This is a genomic window from Nonomuraea sp. NPDC049421, assembly GCF_040677005.1.
Taxonomy (GTDB): Bacteria; Actinomycetota; Actinomycetes; order Streptosporangiales; family Streptosporangiaceae; genus Nonomuraea; species Nonomuraea salmonea.
On the sequence record NZ_JBFAQA010000008.1, the window covers coordinates 284,392 to 300,173 of the forward strand.

16 protein-coding genes are annotated in these 15,782 nt (G+C 72.5%); 10 read left to right on the forward strand and 6 right to left on the reverse strand.

The features are described 5' to 3' along the window. Positions 1-12: 12 nt before the first annotated feature. A complete protein-coding gene (locus tag AB0K18_RS16750) occupies positions 13-1,383 on the reverse strand; it encodes a glutamine synthetase family protein (protein ID WP_364914890.1) in 1,371 nt (456 codons plus the stop codon). Between the two features lie 101 nt (positions 1,384-1,484). On the opposite strand from AB0K18_RS16750, the gene AB0K18_RS16755 reads away from it, so the two are divergent. Then, positions 1,485-3,188 (forward strand): GAF domain-containing protein, encoded by a 1,704-nt coding sequence (locus AB0K18_RS16755; protein ID WP_364914891.1) that lies wholly within the window; start codon positions 1,485-1,487, stop codon positions 3,186-3,188. Here the strand turns inward: AB0K18_RS16755 and AB0K18_RS16760 are convergent, their stop codons facing one another. Together AB0K18_RS16760 and AB0K18_RS16765 are read right to left on the reverse strand one after the other, a co-directional pair. Beyond that, a complete protein-coding gene (locus AB0K18_RS16760) occupies positions 3,189-3,623 on the reverse strand; it encodes a pyridoxamine 5'-phosphate oxidase family protein (RefSeq protein ID WP_364914892.1) in 435 nt (144 codons plus the stop codon). It lies immediately after the preceding gene. Between the two features lie 89 nt (positions 3,624-3,712). Next, entirely contained in the window at positions 3,713-4,753 is a 1,041-nt protein-coding gene (locus AB0K18_RS16765) for a PP2C family protein-serine/threonine phosphatase (protein WP_364914893.1), read from the reverse strand. A 295-nt stretch (positions 4,754-5,048) separates the two neighbouring features. Here AB0K18_RS16765 and AB0K18_RS16770 point away from each other — a divergent pair, with 295 nt between their 5' ends. From AB0K18_RS16770 to AB0K18_RS16795, 6 genes are all read left to right on the forward strand, one after another. Beyond that, a complete protein-coding gene (locus AB0K18_RS16770; RefSeq protein ID WP_364914894.1) occupies positions 5,049-6,050 on the forward strand; it encodes a hypothetical protein in 1,002 nt (333 codons plus the stop codon). Next, positions 6,047-7,303 carry a hypothetical protein gene (locus AB0K18_RS16775; RefSeq protein WP_364914895.1) on the forward strand — a complete coding sequence of 419 codons (1,257 nt, stop codon included), beginning with the start codon at positions 6,047-6,049 and terminating at the stop codon, positions 7,301-7,303. The genes AB0K18_RS16770 and AB0K18_RS16775 overlap by 4 nt, the downstream gene beginning before the upstream one ends. Next, on the forward strand, positions 7,300-7,686 hold the full coding sequence (locus tag AB0K18_RS16780) for a FixH family protein (protein ID WP_364914896.1): 387 nt from the start codon (positions 7,300-7,302) through the stop codon (positions 7,684-7,686). The genes AB0K18_RS16775 and AB0K18_RS16780 overlap by 4 nt, the downstream gene beginning before the upstream one ends. 108 nt (positions 7,687-7,794) lie before the next feature. After that, a complete protein-coding gene (locus AB0K18_RS16785; protein WP_364914897.1) occupies positions 7,795-8,736 on the forward strand; it encodes a sulfite exporter TauE/SafE family protein in 942 nt (313 codons plus the stop codon). 18 nt (positions 8,737-8,754) lie between these two features. Further along, the gene (locus AB0K18_RS16790) at positions 8,755-8,937 is read left to right on the forward strand and encodes an Rrf2 family transcriptional regulator (protein WP_364914898.1); all 183 of its coding nucleotides are present in this window, start codon (positions 8,755-8,757) and stop codon (positions 8,935-8,937) included. A 21-nt stretch (positions 8,938-8,958) separates the two neighbouring features. Beyond that, on the forward strand, positions 8,959-9,501 hold the full coding sequence (locus AB0K18_RS16795) for a hypothetical protein (protein ID WP_364914899.1): 543 nt from the start codon (positions 8,959-8,961) through the stop codon (positions 9,499-9,501). On the opposite strand, the gene AB0K18_RS16800 is transcribed toward AB0K18_RS16795, so the two are convergent. The 3 genes from AB0K18_RS16800 to AB0K18_RS16810 all read right to left on the reverse strand — a co-directional run bounded on the left by AB0K18_RS16800 (position 9,485) and on the right by AB0K18_RS16810 (position 12,843). Next, the gene (locus AB0K18_RS16800; RefSeq protein WP_364914900.1) at positions 9,485-10,546 is read right to left on the reverse strand and encodes an endo-1,4-beta-xylanase; all 1,062 of its coding nucleotides are present in this window, start codon (positions 10,544-10,546) and stop codon (positions 9,485-9,487) included. The genes AB0K18_RS16795 and AB0K18_RS16800 overlap by 17 nt on opposite strands. Before the next feature lie 126 nt (positions 10,547-10,672). After that, positions 10,673-11,779 (reverse strand): DUF418 domain-containing protein, encoded by a 1,107-nt coding sequence (locus tag AB0K18_RS16805; protein WP_364914901.1) that lies wholly within the window; start codon positions 11,777-11,779, stop codon positions 10,673-10,675. Between the two features lie 89 nt (positions 11,780-11,868). Beyond that, positions 11,869-12,843: an aldo/keto reductase gene (locus AB0K18_RS16810; protein ID WP_364914902.1), complete on the reverse strand. Its 975-nt coding sequence runs from the start codon at positions 12,841-12,843 to the stop codon at positions 11,869-11,871. A 164-nt stretch (positions 12,844-13,007) separates the two neighbouring features. On the opposite strand from AB0K18_RS16810, the gene AB0K18_RS16815 reads away from it, so the two are divergent. The 3 genes from AB0K18_RS16815 to AB0K18_RS16825 are packed head-to-tail and all read left to right on the forward strand — an operon-like array spanning position 13,008 to position 15,717. Next, entirely contained in the window at positions 13,008-14,615 is a 1,608-nt protein-coding gene (locus AB0K18_RS16815) for a S8/S53 family peptidase (RefSeq protein ID WP_364914903.1), read from the forward strand. Beyond that, positions 14,615-15,220 (forward strand): sigma-70 family RNA polymerase sigma factor, encoded by a 606-nt coding sequence (locus AB0K18_RS16820; protein ID WP_364914904.1) that lies wholly within the window; start codon positions 14,615-14,617, stop codon positions 15,218-15,220. The genes AB0K18_RS16815 and AB0K18_RS16820 overlap by 1 nt, the downstream gene beginning before the upstream one ends. Beyond that, positions 15,220-15,717, forward strand: a complete 498-nt coding sequence (locus tag AB0K18_RS16825) for a hypothetical protein (RefSeq protein ID WP_364914905.1) — start codon at positions 15,220-15,222, stop codon at positions 15,715-15,717. The genes AB0K18_RS16820 and AB0K18_RS16825 overlap by 1 nt, the downstream gene beginning before the upstream one ends. Positions 15,718-15,782 lie beyond the last annotated feature (65 nt).

Here is a 15,782-nt window from a genome sequence, read left to right on the forward strand (position 1 = left end):
CAGGTCGCCCGGTCAGTAGAGCCAGCGGTAGCGCCGGATCACCTCGTCAGGGCCGAGGTCCGCGGCCCGCGCCGCGTCCGACAGGCGCACCACCCGGAAGGCGTCCGTCAGCTCCTCGCCCAGCGCCGCGCGGATGCGCCCGTTGCCCAGCAGGGCGCCCAGCTGCTGCTCGACCGTGGAGGGCAGGCGGCGGATGCCGTGCTCGGCGCGGCGGGCCTCGCTCCACTCGCCCGGGTTCTCCTGCACGGGGGCGGGCGGCGTCAGCGCGTCCTCGATGCCGCCGAGGCCGGCGGCGATCACCGCGGCCAGCGCCAGGTAGGGGTTGGCGGCGGCGTCGGACGGCTTGAGCTCGACGTTCGCGTGGCCAGGACCCAGCAGCGGGGTCGTGGGGACCAGGCGGAGCGCCGCCTCGCGGTTCTCCACGCCCCAGAACGCGTACGCGCCGCACCAATAGCCGGGGCGCAGCCGCTGCAGCGACGACAGGCTGGGCGCGGTGACCGCCACCACGGCGTGCAGGTCGCGCAGCAGGCCCGCGAGGTACGCCGCCCCCTCGGCGGTCGTCCCGGCCGGGCCGTCGCCGCCCGACAGCAGGTTGACTCCCGACCGCGAGACCGAGGTGTGCAGGTGCCAGCCGTTGCCCACCTGCCCTGGCGTGACCAGGGGAGCGAAGCTCGCCCGCAGCCCGTGCGCCCTGGCCGCCGCGTGGATGGTCTGGCGGGCCAGCAGCTGGCGGTCGGCCGCCGTCACCGGGTCGGCGGGCGCCAGGGAGAGCTCGAACTGGCCCGGGCCGTATTCGCCGTGGAACTGGCCGATGGGCACGCCGTTGTGGTGCAGGTCGCGCAGCAGCTGCTCGGCGAAGCCGTCGACGGCCAGCAGCTTGGCCGGGCCGTAGGAGGGGCCGTCGTAGACCGGGCGGCCCTCGCCGTCGTCGGCCCTGCTGAGATGGAACTCGATCTCGTAGCCGGCCAGGAACTCGAGCCCCAGCGCCGCCGCCCGCTCGACCTGGCGCTCCAGCGCGCCACGCTGGTCGTACGGCCACGGCGACCCGTCGGCCGCCACCTGCCGCCCCGGCACCCAGGCGAACCCCGGCTGCCCCGCCAGCCGGACCATCCGGTCTGCCACCGGCACCAGCCTGATGTCGCCGGAAGGGGTGCCCAAGGGGGCGTGGCCGAAGCAGATGCCGTCGTGGGAGTCGAACACCGCGAACAGCGGCGTCACCCCCACCCCGCGCTCGGCCACGGCGTCGAACGCGGCGGCCGGGACCGTGCGGGAGCGCGGGATGCCGTTGTTGTCGGCCCACACGATCGTGACCCCGGCGACGCCGAGCGGGCCGAGACCGCCCGCTTCGTCCTGTGCCGCACCGGCGATGGCTTGGTCGAGCATCGGACGCCCCCTCGTGACCCTGAGTGATTGCCCGATTACTCTACTGTCTGCGGGGGTCACCTGGTCGTCCCCCCGAGGGCCCCTGGTGCGACACTGGCCGTATGTCGGAGAGCGAGCATCGTCCGCTGCTGCCGCACATGCGGCTCGACGAGCTGCTGGCGGAGCTGCAGACCAGGCTGAACGCCGTGCTGGCCACCCGCGACCGGGTGCACGCGCTGCTCGACGCCGTGGTGTCCGTGGGCAGCGACCTCGACCTCGAGACCGTGCTGCGCCGCATCGTCGAGACCGCCACGAAGCTGGTCGACGCCGGTTACGGCGCGCTCGGCGTGGTGGGCGAGGACCGCACGCTCATCCAGTTCATCCCGGTCGGGCTGAGCGAGGAGGAGATCGCCCGCATCGAGCACTGGCCGCACGGCCTCGGCCTGCTCGGCCTGCTCATCAAGGACGCCAGGCCGCTGCGGCTGGCCCGCATCTCCGACCACCCCGAGTCCTACGGCTTCCCGCCCGGCCACCCGCCCATGGGCAGCTTCCTCGGCGTCCCGGTGCGGGTGCGCGACGAGGTGTTCGGCAACCTCTACCTCACCGAGAAGCGCGGCGGCGGCGAGTTCGACGAGGACGACGAGGCCGTGGTGATCGCGCTGGCCAGCGCCGCCGGCGTGGCCGTCGAGAACGCCCGCCTGTACGAGGAGTCGCGCCGCCGCGAGACCTGGCTGCAGGCGTCCGCCGAGGTGACCACGAGCCTGCTGTCCGGCGCCGGCACCCGGGTGGTGCTGACCACCATGGCCGCCCGCGCCCGCGAGATGTGCGACGCCGACGTGGTGCTGGTCATGCTGCCCGACCCGGCGGGCACCACGCTGACCGTCGAGGTGGCCGAGGGCGACAGGGCCGAGGACCTGCTGGGCAACATGTACGCGATGTCCGGCACGGCGGCCGGCGAGGTGTTCACCCGGGGCGAGCCGCGCGCCGAGCGCGACCTGGGCGAGGCGCCCGACACGGCCGCCGCCGCCCGGCGCGTCGGCCACGGGCCAGGGCTGTTCATCCCCCTTGGTACGGCCCCCCGCGTGCGCGGCGTGCTGACGCTGGCCAAGCGGAGCGGGCGGCTGCCGTTCAGCGACGCCGACCAGCGCATGCTGGAGTCGTTCGCCGGGCAGGCCGCCATCGCGCTGGAGCTCGCCGAGGTGCGCCGCGACGCCGAGCGCCTCGGGCTGCTCGAAGACCGCGACCGCATCGCCAAGGACCTGCACGACGTGGTCATCCAGCGGTTGTTCGCGACCGCGATGACGCTGATGAGCACCGTACGCCTGGTCGACAGGCCCGAGGCGGCCAAGCGGCTGCAGCACGCCATCGACGAGCTGGACGAGACCATCAGGCAGATCCGCTCGTCCATCTTCGCCCTCCAGGGGCCGCGCGAGGACGCCGCGCCGGGCCTGCGCGCCCGCATCGTCGGCCTGGTCGAGGGGGCCGGCGCCCACCTGGGCTTCACGCCCGGCCTGCGCATGGAGGGCCAGCTCGACACGCTCGTACCGGAGCCCGTCGCCGAGCACCTGCTCGCCGTGCTGCGCGAGGCCCTGTCCAATGTCGTACGCCACTCCCACGCCAAGCGGGCGGAGGTGCGGGCCGGGGTCGCGGAGGGGCGGCTCACCCTCGTCGTCGCCGACGACGGCGTCGGCCTGGGCGACAGCGGGCGCCGCAGTGGCCTGCGCAACATCGAGGAACGCGCGGCCCGGCTGGGCGGGGCGGCCGAGCTGGAGACGCCGGCCGAGGGCGGCACCCGGCTGGCCTGGCACGTCCCCCTCGACGACTGATCAGGGAGGGCCGGACACCGCCTGCGCCGGCACCAGCACGAATCCGGTGACGATCTCCGGCTGGATGCGGATCACCTGGTCCATCTCGCCCGACACCCACGGGCGTACCAGACTCTTGAGCCTGGCCGCCGCTCCGGGGTCGGTCACCGTCGTCGCCACCCCCGTCACGATGACGCTCCAGCCGAGCCGCTCGTGGCTGTCCAGCTCGTCGGCCTCGTACGCCACCACCGCCTCCGTCGCCTGGTCGCCGATGACCATGCCGGGGCTCGACCTGATGACGATGCCGCCGTCCACCACCACGTGGTTCACCGGCCTGACCGCCGGCAGGGCGTGGCGGGTGAAGACGATGCGGCCGTACGGCACCCCCGCCAGCAGCCGCATCGCCTCCGTCGCGGGCAGCTCGCGCAGGCGCCGCCCGTCTTCCTGGTACGTCATCCCGCCAGCCTGCCTTTTCCGCCGCTCGGGCAGGTAGGGACGAAAGTCCCTTTCCGCTGCGGGAGGAGGTCATCTGACCGCGCCTCGAGTCAGTGGCCGGGGCGGTGGAGGAGGAGCATGGCGGCGTCGTCCAGGAGGGGGCCGCCCGTGTGTGACACCAGGTCGGCGCGCAGCGCGTCCAGCGCCACCTGCGGGTCCTCGCGCCGCAGCAGCCCCGCGCGCTCCTCCAGCGGGTAGAACTCGCCGGCCGTGTTCCTCGCCTCGATGACGCCGTCGGTGAAGAACAGGATGCGGTCGCCCCGGTGGAACGGCACCCGGTGCGCCTTGGTCCGCGAGGCGTCGAAGACGCCGAGCCCGAGCGGCAGCCCCTGCTCGGGCGGCTCAGCGGTGGCGATGCCGCCGTCGGCGTGGACGAGCAGCGGCGGCGGATGCCCGAAGTTCACCAGCGACACCTCGGTGTCGTGGATCTCGGCGATGATGGCCGTGACGAACTGCTCGCTGTCGAGGTGCCGGGTCAGGCTCGCCTCCAGGCGCTCGCCGATGTCGGCGAGGTCGGTCTCGTCGTAGGCCGCCTCACGGAAGGCGCCGAGCACCCACGCCGCCGTCTCGACCGCCGCGAGGCCCTTGCCCTGGACGTCGCCGATCAGCAGCCGGACGCCCTGCGGGGTGGTGACCACCTCGTACAGGTCGCCGCCGATGCGCGCCTCGGCCGCCGCCGACGTGTACGACAGCCCCATCCGCAGATCCCCGGCCCGCCGCGGCACCGGCCGCAGCAGCACCCGCTGCGCCGCCTCCGCCACCTGCCGGACGCTGGCCAGCTCGCGCTCACGCTGCAACCGCAGGCCCGCGGCCAGCATGCTCGCGCCCGTCACGCCCGCGATGCCGATCATGGTGAGGTTGTTCTCCCAGGTGAACAGCAGGTTGTTGTAGATCGCCATGGGCACGCAGATGCCCAGCGCGACCGCGCCCACGAAGGCGGTGCGGCGCACGCCGCCGGACACCGAGGCGAACGCCGGCCCGAGCGTGAGCAGCGGCAGGAAGACCAGGGAACGGCCGGCCAGCATGTCCGTCACCGCGACGCCCGCCATGACGACGAAGGGCAGCCAGCGCAGGACCCGCAGAGAGCTCATCCCACCCCCGAGATCGGCCGTCGATCGCTGCTGACGTACCAGCATCGCGCAGGGCGCGGGCGGTTCTCAAGCGGGGCTCACCGGAGAACCACCACAGATGGCCATTTATCCCAGCAATTCATTCTGTTACGTGTTCATCACAGCACCCTGTGTGGATATCACCACCCGAAATATCGGTGCGCGCCATTGTTGGAAAGGAGGTTAGATTCTTGAGGGGAGAAAGGAGTCACGAGTGGCGATGGCCGACGCCGGCATTCGGCGATTACTGGTGGATTCAGGGGAGCCGCGGACATGGGTGTCCCCGCGCACCGACCTGATCATGGCCCTGTTCGGCGTCTGGTTCGGGGTCGGGCTGATGATCGACGCGTGGGCCCACACCAACCTGTCCGAGCTGGAGACGTTCTTCACGCCGTGGCACGCGGTGTTCTACACCGGATTCGCGGTGGTGGCGGGCTGGATCATCTGGCAGGTGTGGCGCAACGTGCGCGCCGGGCGTCAGGGGCTGGCCGCCGTGCCGGCCGGATATCTCGCCGGGCTGCTCGCGATACCCGCGTTCGCCGCGTTCGGATTCGCCGACATGATGTGGCACACCATTCTCGGCATCGAGACGAACATCGACATTCTCTTCAGCCCATCACATCTCGGGCTGATCGTGACGATGTTGCTCATCATCACCACTCCGTTGCGTTCCGCCTGGAACGCCCCCGACATCGGCGAGAGCCCCACGCTCGGCCGCCTGCTGCCCGCGCTGATCGGGCTCGCGTTCGCCGCCACGCTGGTCTCGCTCTTCCTGTCGTACGCCGACGCCATGCAATGGCGCCCCACGTCCATCGTGGAGGCGTTCTCCGCGGTCGAGAACTCCGGCGCCGGCAGCCTGGCCGCCGCCATCGTCGTCAGCAACGTCATCCTGCTCGCTCCCGTGCTGCTGCTGGCCCGGCGCTGGCGGCTGCCGTTCGGCGCCATCACGATCATGTACGCCATCGTCGTCCTCATGCCCGGCGCCCAGACCGAGTTCGAGAACGTGCCCGTCCTGCTCTCCATCATGGCCGGCGGCCTCGTCGCCGACGTGCTGATGAGCCGGCTGCGCCCGTCGGCAGAGCGGCGCGGCGCCTACTGGGCCTTCGCCGGGCTGTCGGCGTTCGCCACCTGGTCGCTCTACATCGCCTTCGCCTCGGTCGCCGCCGGCCGCCTGCCGTTCGTGGCCGAGCTGTGGACCGGCGCGCCGATCGTCGCCGGCCTCGTCGGGCTGGCGCTCGGCGCGCTGTTCCTGCCCGACGCCCGCCCCGCGCGGGCATGATCCGAGCCCTGTGCCTGGCCGCCCTCCTGGTGCTGGCTATGGCCGCGCCCGCCGCCGCGCACAACGTCACGGCGGGCGCGGACCTGCGGTTCGCGCAGACCATCGCGGGGGCTGAGGTCACGGTGGTCATCAAGGGGACGTCCCGGGTGCCGGGGCCGCTGCGGATCGGGGTCATCGCGTACGAGCCGGTCGCCGGGCCGTCCATCGCCCTTGAGATCCGCTCGGTCGAGGACGGCCGTACGGTCACCGGCACCGCCCGCGCCGCCGCCGACCCGGCGTACACCGCGCTGCGGGTCGAGCGCACCGGGCCGCACGAGCTGAAGCTGAGCGCGGGGGACGAGGTCGCGGTGCTGCCGTTCCGCGTCCTCGTCGACCGCGGCTCGCCGGGTGACCTCCTCATCTACGGCGGGTTGTTCGTGGCCGCGCTGCTGCTGGTTGGCGGCCTGCTCACCGGGGCGCTGACCCGTCCGGGCCCGGCGATGGGGCTGGCCGCCGTCTCCGCCGCCGGGGTCACGGTGGCGGCCATGGTGATCGTGTTCGAGCCGCAGCTGCCGCCCGCCCCGCCGGACGGGGCGGCGCCCGCCGTCACGACCGCCGGCGGGCGGCCGTACGCGCAGGCCAGGGTCGCCACGGAGCCGGCGCGGCCCGGGGCGGGGGAGGAGTTCACGCTGGGCATCGACCTCGTGGACGGCTCCACCGGGCGGCCCGTGGACGACCTCGTCGTCCATCACGAGGCGCTCGCCCACGTGATCGTCACCTCCGAGGACGGGCGCTTCTTCCGTCACGTGCATCCCTTGCGCACCGCTCCCGGCCGCCTGGAGGTCCGCCTGCGGGCCGACCGTCCCGGCCGCTACTTCGCCCACGCCGAGCTGGAACGCGAGGACTCCGGCGGCCAGCTCGCCACCACGTCCTTCGAGATCGGTGCAGGGGGAGAGGTGACCACGAGCCCGGACGCGGTGGCGGCCCCGGTGCTGCGCCCGGCGGTCCCCGTCGCGGGACGCCCGACCACGATCGAGCTGACCGCCCCCGCCGGCGTACGGCCGTGGCTCGGCATGGTGGGCCACCTGATCGTCCGCAACCAGGACGGCTCCTTCCTCGGCCACATCCACGAGATGGGCACCCCAGGCCCCCGCCTGCGCTTCACCTTCAGCTTCCCGGAGCCCGGCCGCTACCTGGCCTGGGCTCAGTACGCCGTCTCCGACCGCATCGTCACCGCGCCCTTCACCGTCGAGGTGACGGAGGGCGGCCGATGAGGCGCATGCTGATCGCCGCCGCGCTGGTGGCCGTCGCGGTGGCGCTCTTCGTCGTGGGCAGGAGCGCGTCGGCCCAGCCGGTCCGCGTGACCACCACCGGCGCCCATTACGCCGCCACCGTCGTCGTCGACGACCCGTCCCCGGGCCGTGGCACGGTGGAGGTCGTGGTCGAGCGCGGAGACGCCGACGCGGTGCACGTCTCCGCGGTGATGACCGACATGGGACACGCCACGCCCGAGCTGGCCGCCACCGAGAAGGGCCCCGGCCACTTCACCGCCGAGGGCGACCTGTTCACGATGACCGGCGGCTGGGAGCTGACCGTCCGCCTGGACGGCCCGTCCGGCACGGAAGAACTCACGGTCAGAGCCCTGATCACCGACTAATACCCTGGTTCGCCCCTGGGCTTTGCCTGGATGGGGGTTGACAGATGGGCGTCCGGTCTAAAGTATTATTCCTACTTCTATAGTAGGAATGGTAGGGAGAGGGAGATCGTGCGAGCGCTCATCCTGCTCGGGCTGGTCGGCCTCGCGGCCCAGCTCGTCGATGGCAGCCTCGGCATGGCGTACGGCGTCACGTCGACCACGCTGCTGCTGGCCGTCGGCACCAACGCGGCGGCCGCGTCCGCCACCGTCCACCTCGCCGAGATCGGCACCACACTGGCCTCGGGCATCTCCCACTGGCGCTTCGGGAACGTCGACTGGAAGGTCGTCGCCAAGATCGGCATCCCCGGCGCCGTCGGCGCGTTCGCCGGCGCGACGTTCCTGTCGAGCCTGTCCACCGAGATCGCCGCCCCGGTGATGTCCATCATCCTGCTGTCGCTCGGCGTCTACATCCTCATCCGCTTCACCGCGTTCGGCCTGCCGCGCGGCAACCTGGGCAAGCCGCTGCGCAGGCGGTTCCTGGCGCCGCTCGGCCTGGTGGCCGGGTTCGTCGACGCCACCGGCGGCGGTGGCTGGGGCCCCGTGGGCACGCCCGCCATCCTGGCCAGCGGCCGCCTGGCCCCCCGCAAGGTGATCGGCTCCATCGACGCCAGCGAGTTCCTCGTCGCCATCGCCGCCAGCGTCGGCTTCTTCGTCGGCATCGGCTCCGAGAACATCGACTTCGCCTGGGTGGCCGTGCTGCTGCTCGGCGGCGTCATCGCCGCGCCGATCGCGGCCTGGCTGGTCCGCCACATCCCGCCGCGCATCCTCGGCTCGGCCGTCGGCGGCGTCATCATCTTGACGAACGTCCGCACGCTGCTGCGCAGCGACTGGATCGACGCCTCCAGCGGGGTCCAGACGGCCGCCTACATCGTCATCGCGCTGCTGTGGGCGGGCGCGATCGCGTACTCGGTGCGCGAATACCGCCGTGACAAGGCCGGCGAGTCCGTCGAGGCGGTGGAGAGCGGGCTGCGCGAGCGCGGCGCGGAAGAGGAGGAGACGGCCTCGGCCTGAGGGCCGCCCAGACCTCAGATGAGAATCTCCGCCCGAACGCGGTACGCCCTCGGCGCCATGCTCGCCCTGGCCACGGCCGGCCGTCCGGTGCACGCCGAGCGCATCGCCGCCACCCAGGAGATCCCGCGCCGGTTCTGTGACAACATCCTGCTCCAGCTCCGCCGGGCCGGGGACCGCGACGCGCCCGCCGAACCTGTCTGAGGCCCGTGGCAGGGTGGGGGTGTGCGTTTCGGAGTGCGGGAGTTCGAGCTGGCCCTGATGCATCGCATGCGCGATCTCAACCCTGGACGGGTCGAGGAGGCGCTGCGGGACATGGGCGCCTCACGGGCCGAGGTACGCGCGGCGCACGCGCACTGGACGCGGCTGGCCCACGCGCCCAGGGCGCCCAAGGGGGCCGCGGCGCTGCGGATGGCGCTCGGGCCCGCGCCGTACCGGGGGAGCAGGCCCGTCGGCAGCCTCACCTGCGACGTCCTGCGCTGGCCGCTCCCGTCGTGGCCGGGCCTGCTGTACGAGGCGCTGCTCGGGCCCGGCGGCGAGCTGTGGAACCAGTGGTTCGTCCGCCCCTCGGGCCCCGCCCCGTCCGGCCTCGAGCCCTGGACGTGCGTGGTGGCCGACCTCGCCGCGCTTCCCGGGGCCGTACAACTGGAGGGCCCGGCGCCGCACCACTGGACGGTCGACTTCCCGTCCGGCGGGCGGACACACCGGGCCCGTTTCGTCTACGGCCTCCTGCAGCGCCTCGACGAAGCCATCACTTCCGGCCCTTGACCGACAGCAACGCCCCATACGCCGGCTTCGGCGCGTAGTTCTCGTCCATCAACGTCGCGGCGCCCTCGCCGTCGAACCAGCCCGGCACCCACGAGTGCAGGTCGGTGAAGCCCCAGACGGTCAGTTCGCGGCAGGCGCGGACGCTGAGGCAGTCGGTGAGCGCGCGCCGGTAGTAGTCGGCCTGGGTGGCGAGCTTCTCCGGGGTGACCGGCAGCACCATGCGGACGTCCAGCTCGGTGACCGCGACCTCCAGCCCGAGGTCGGCGAAGCGCTGCATGACGTTCGCCCAGTCGCCGGGGTAGTCGTACTGGATGCCGAGGTGGCCCTGGAAGCCGATGCCGTGGATCGGCACGCGCTTGGCCTTGAGGTCCTTGACGATGTCGAGGGTGGTCTCGATCTTGGGGGCGTTCCACTCCAGGTTGTAGTCGTTGATGAACAGCTTGGCGTGCGGGTCGGCCTTGTGGGCCCAGCGGAAGGCGTCGGCGATGTAGCCGGGGCCGAGGTGGGTCAGCCAGATGCTCTGCCGCATCGAGCCGTCCTCCTCCACGACCTCGTTGACCACGTCCCAGGCGCGGATCTTGCCCTTGTAGCGGCGTACCTGGGTGGTGATGTGGTCGCGCAGGATCTCGCGCAGCTCGGTCGCGTCGATGGAGCCGTCCTCGACGCCGCTGGTCAGCCAGGCGGGCAGCTGGTTGTGCCAGAGCAGTGTGTGGCCGCGGATCTGCTGGTGGTTGCGGCGCGCGTTCTCGACGAGCGCGTCGGCGTCGTCCCAGGTGTAGACGCCGCGCTGCGGCTCGACGGACTCCCACTTCATCGCGTTCTCGGCGGTGACGTGGGTGAACTCGCGGTTCAGCGTCTTGCGGTACGTCGGCTCGTCGCGCAGCGAGGCGATGTCGACCGCCGAGCCGATCTTGATGTGCAGCTGCTGGGCGAGCTGGCGCAGGTCCTTGGCAGGACGCGGATGGTGCCCGGGGCCGGGGTGCGCGCTCGCGGGACTCGCGGGTACGGCGAGCACGAGCGCCAAGGCGAGGATCAAGGGTTTCACCGAACGAACCTCCGAATGCCGGAGCAGGGGTGCCAGGGCGATTTCCGAAAGTTTCGGAAGTGTGTCGATAATTTCACCGACTGCCGGAACGTTAAGCGCTGCGGCAGACCCCGTCAACACCCGGTTTCACGCCCGTACGCGCTCCCGCCCCCGCCACGGTGCCTGGTACGCCCACTGCCAGGCCAGCTCCAGCGGCCCCCGGTCGAACCTGCGCAGCCACCACGACGCCAGCACCATGAACGACAGGCAGATCACCGCCCACGCCGCCGGCACCCACCAGGGCCGCAGCCCGTCCAACCGTCCGGCCAGCCCCAGGCCCCAGTCGTAGCAGAGCACGCTCGCGGCGAGGTTCTGGAACACGTAACAGGACAGCGCCGTGCGCCCCACCCCGGTCAGGCCCCGCCGTACGACGCCCGGTGCCCCCTTCATGCCCAGCACGACGTGCGTGACCAGCGCCAGCAGGCCCAGGGCGACCAGCGGCGCGGCGACGTACCGATCCACCATGAACCAGGCCGGGCCCGCGAAGGAGGTGAGCAGGTTCAGCGGCACGCCGAGGCCGAGCCCCACGGCCATCAGCCGCACCCGCAGCGCGGCCCCGCGCTCCTCGAACGCGCCCGCGCGCATCAGCCGGGCCCCGAGCAGGAACAGCACGATCCCCAGCGGCACGATGATCACCAGCTCGGCGCGGAAGACCGCGACGTTGTCCAGCCGCATCCGCACCTGGCCGAGCCAGTCGCGCGGCGGCACCCCGCCCGACACCGGCGGCGCCACCGCCAGCGCCGCGGTGACCAGCCCGATGACGGCCAGGTGCACGGCGCCCGCCGCGACCATCCACGCGGTCACCGCCCGCTCGCTCCGCCCGATCAGGTACGCCACCACCATCGAGGTCAGCGCGTACCCCATGAGCACGTCGAACTCGAAGACCAGCACGTAGTGCAGGACGCCCTCGCAGAACAGCAGCGCCGCCCGCCACAGGTACCGCCCGGGCCAGGGCGTCCCCCTGCGGGCGGCGCTGCGGTACTGCAGCTCCAGGCCCACCCCGAAGAGCAGCGTGAGCAGCCCGAGGAACTTGCCGTTCGCCAGGAAGCGCAGGAAGGTCTCCACCGCGCCGGTTTCGGGCCGCAGGAACCCCAGCGGACCCTCCGGCGCGGTGAAGAGCCAGATGTTCGTGCCGAGCGTGCCCATGATGGCCACCCCGCGCAGCACGTCGAGTGCGTCGATGCGTCGCGTCACACACTCCACTGTGCTGGCCGCGCGGGGCCAGGCCGTCGTCCCGAGGGGCGAAATACCGGGTACATCGATCGATGTACCCGCTCGTCCGCTCAGGAGGAGACGCCGGCCTCCTTGGCGGCCTGGTCGATGGCGGCCAGCTCGTCGGCGGTGAAGTCGAGCCGGTCCACCGCCGCCACGTTCGCCTCGAGCTGCTCGGGGCTGGAGGCGCCGACGAGCACCGAGGTGATCCGCGGGTCGCGCAGCGCCCAGGCCAGCGCGAGCTGCGCCACCGTCTGCCCGCGCGCGTCGGCCAGCTTCGACAGCGTCCGTACGAACGCCAGCACCTCGGGCGTCACCCGGTCGGCCGTCAGGAACCGGCCCTCGGCCGCCCGCGAGTCGGCCGGGATGCCGTCGAGGTAGCGGTCGGTGAGCAGGCCCTGGGCCAGCGGCGAGTACACCACGCAGCCCACGCCCTCCTCCTCCAGCACGCCGAGCAGCGCGTCCTCGATGCCCCTGTTGAGCAGCGAGTACGACGGCTGGTGCACCAGCAGCGGGGTGCCGAGCCCGCGCAGCAGCCCGGCCGCCTCGGCGGTGCGCTCCGGCGAGAAGTTGGACACGCCGACATAGAGCACGCGGCCGGTGCGGACCATGTGGTCCAGCGTGGCCACCTGCTCCTCCAGCGGCGTCTCCTCGTCGTCGCGGTGCAGGTAGAAGATGTCCACGTAGTCGAGGCCGAGCCGGGCCAGCGAGCGGTCCAGCGTGGCCAGCAGGTGCTTGCGGGAGTTGCCCTTCCCGTACGGGCCGTCCCACATGGGGTTGCTGCCCTTGGTGGTGACCACGACCTCGTCGCGCAGCGACCGGGGGAAGATCCGGCCGAACGCGGACTCGGCGGCGCCGATGGGCGGGCCGTAGCGGTCGGCGATGTCGAAGTGGGTGATGCCGAGGTCGAGCGCCTTGTGCAGGATGGCGCGCTGGCTGTCGAGTGGCTTGCCCTCGCCGAAGTTGTGCCACAGGCCCAGCGAGACGGCGGGGAGGAGCAGACCGCTGCGGCCGCACCTTCTGTACGGCTGGCGTTCGTAGTCCAAGGGTGACCTTCCGCAATAAAGGGAGTGAAACGTTTTACGTGTCCAAGTTAAGCACCTCCACTCGCGGCGCCGCACGGGGGATCGTGACGCTTCCGTTACCGGCTGCGGGGTATCGCGGGCGGCGATCCGCTCTCGTACGCCACAGAGGCGAGAACGGAGGCGGCATGACCATCGACCACATCCCGGAACCGGCCAGACACGGTCAGGGTGAGCCGTTCGGGCCGGCCTGGCAGGGCATCACGCTGCCCCGCGAGCTGCTGGACCGGCACGGAGCCAAGGTCCTCGACCCGTGGGCCGTCGGCCTCGACCCGGGCGAGGCCCGCCCCGACTCCACGGTCTACCGCGCGGACGTGCTGCTCGTCCCCGGGCAGCTCCTCGCCGTCCGCGAGGCGACCGACTGGATCGACGAGGCCCTGTCCACCGTGGGGCTGAAGCTGTCGCCGGAGAGCGTCGGCCGCGCCCGCGACAGGGACTTCGGCGACCGGACCGTCTGGCTGCCCGCCGTCCTGGAGATCGCCGACGGCGCCCACGACGTCAAGGCCGACGCCTGGCCCGCGCTGCGCGCCGTGCGCAGGGCACTGAACGACCCGTCGTACGCCGAGCCGGCCGCCGCCGCCCTCCGTTCGCAGATGGACCAGATCTCCCTCGACCACCTGTTCGTCGGCTCGGCCACCAGCGGGATCGGATCGCTCGACTTCGGCGGTGAGCCCGCCACCAGCGGCCACGCCGTCACCGAGCAGCCCGGCACGGGCGGTGGCCCCGGATACGGGCGCATCCCGCTGACCGTGGTCGCCGGGCCGCCCCGCCGCCGCACCCTCGACGAGCTGGGCGGCCCCAGGATCACCGTCGTCATCCTCGACACCGGCGTCGCCACGCATCCCTGGTTCAGGCCCGTCACCGACCCCGACGCGTTCCTCACCGTCGATCCCGACGGGCAGCAGCAGATCGAGGACACCCACCCCGCCTACGCCGGCCGCGACATCGCCAGGCTGGAAGGCTACGAGGACCTCGGCCAGGTGCCCAACCCGCTCATCGGCACCCTCAACTCGCACACCGGGCACGGCCTCATGCTCGCCGGGATCATCGCGCAGACCGCGCCCGACGCCCGCGTCCTCAGCTACAAGGTCATGCACAGCGACGGCGTCGTCCCCGGCGAGGCCCTGCACGCCGCGCTCGACCGCCTCCTCGACCTCATGGACGACGGGCAGCCCGTGGACGTGCTCTGCTGCTCCTTCGGCGGGTTCTCCGAGTCCGGCGACGCCGCCATGCAGTCGCTGTTCACCAAGGTCAACCAGCTGCGGGCGCGCGGCGTCACCGTCGTCAACGCGGCCGGCAACTACGCCACCACCCGGCCCTTCTACCTCGCCGCGCTCTCCGAGACGGACGTTCCTGGGCCGCCGCTCGCGCCCATGCTCGGCGTGGCCGCCAAGAACCCCGACGGCACCGTCGCCATCTTCAGCAACGACCACCCCGCCGTACGCTGGCGGGCGCCCGGCGCGATGGTCGTCAGCACCTTCCCGCCCGCCCACAGGGGCGCCCAGAACGCCCCGCTCAGCGTCGGCGAGCGGGCCGCGCTCGACTGCGACGCCGTGGGGCCGTTCTGCGGCTGGAGCGGCACGTCGTTCGCCGCGCCCATCGTGGCCGGCGTCATCGCCGCCGAGCTGACCAAGACCATCGGGCAGGTCGGCGTCGACCCCGTCGAGCGGGCGCGCACGGTCATCGACACGATGATCAACGACAAGGCGGCGCGGCCGGAGATCACCCCGATCTGATGGCCGGCGACCGCGCACTCGACCGCCCGCCGGGCGCCCGCTCCCAGCGGCGCGAACGGCTGGCCACGCTGCTGCTCGAAGCCCGTACGGGCAACAGGGGCGCGCTCGACGCCATCGTCGCCGAGCTGACCCCCGTGCTCTGGCACACCGCCAGGAACCAGGGCCTCAGCCCCCAGGCCGCCGAGGACGTCATCCAGACGACCTGGCTCACCCTGCTGCGCCACCTCGACGCCATCTCCGTGCCGGGCGCCCTCATCGAATGGCTGGTCACCACCACCCGGCGCGAGGCGTGGCGGGTCAGCGCCGCCGCCCGCAAGGACGACCTGCCCGGCGACGACGCCTTCGAGGACCTGCCCGACAGCGTGCTCACCCCCGACGAGCTGCTCGTGGACGACGAACGGCGGCGCGCGCTCTGGCACGCCGTCGAGAGCCTGCCCAAGAGGTGCGCCGAGCTGCTCAGGATCATCGCCTTCGTGCCCCGCCCCCACTACGACGCGGTGGCCGCCGCGCTGAACATGCCGATGGGCAGCATCGGGCCCACGCGCGGCCGATGCTTCGCGAAGCTGCGCCTCCTGCTCGCGAAGGATCCGGATTGGAGTCCTTGATGAACCCCGCAGAGGGGAGCGGCGCTCCCTACCTGACCCCCGAGGACGAGCTGCTCGCCGGGCAGATCGCCGACGTCTACCGCATCGTCGATCCCGTGCCCGCCACCCTGGTCGAACGCCTGCAGTTCGCGCTCGCCCTGGAGTCGCCCGACTTCGCCGTGCTGCGTCCGCACGAGGAGCCCGCACTGCCCGCCGGCGTGCGGGGCGGCGAGGACAGCCGGACGATCACGTTCGACAGCGAGATCCTCACCATCATGATCAGCGTGAGCGCGCGCGACGAGCACGCCGTCCGCGTGGACGGCTGGCTCGCGCCGCCCGGCGAGCACCTGGTGGAGCTGCGCACCGGCTGCGGCGCCCACGTGGTCAGGGCCGACGACCAGGGCAGGTTCGTGCTCGACGTGGTGCCACGCGGCCTGTCGCAACTCGTGGTACGCCAGGGGCTTGATGATCCGGCGCGGGCGACGATACTGGCGGTGACACCCTCACTCATCCTCTGACCTCACCCTCCGACCTCACCCTCCGACCCCACCCTCCGACCCCACCCTCCGACCCCACCGCGAGG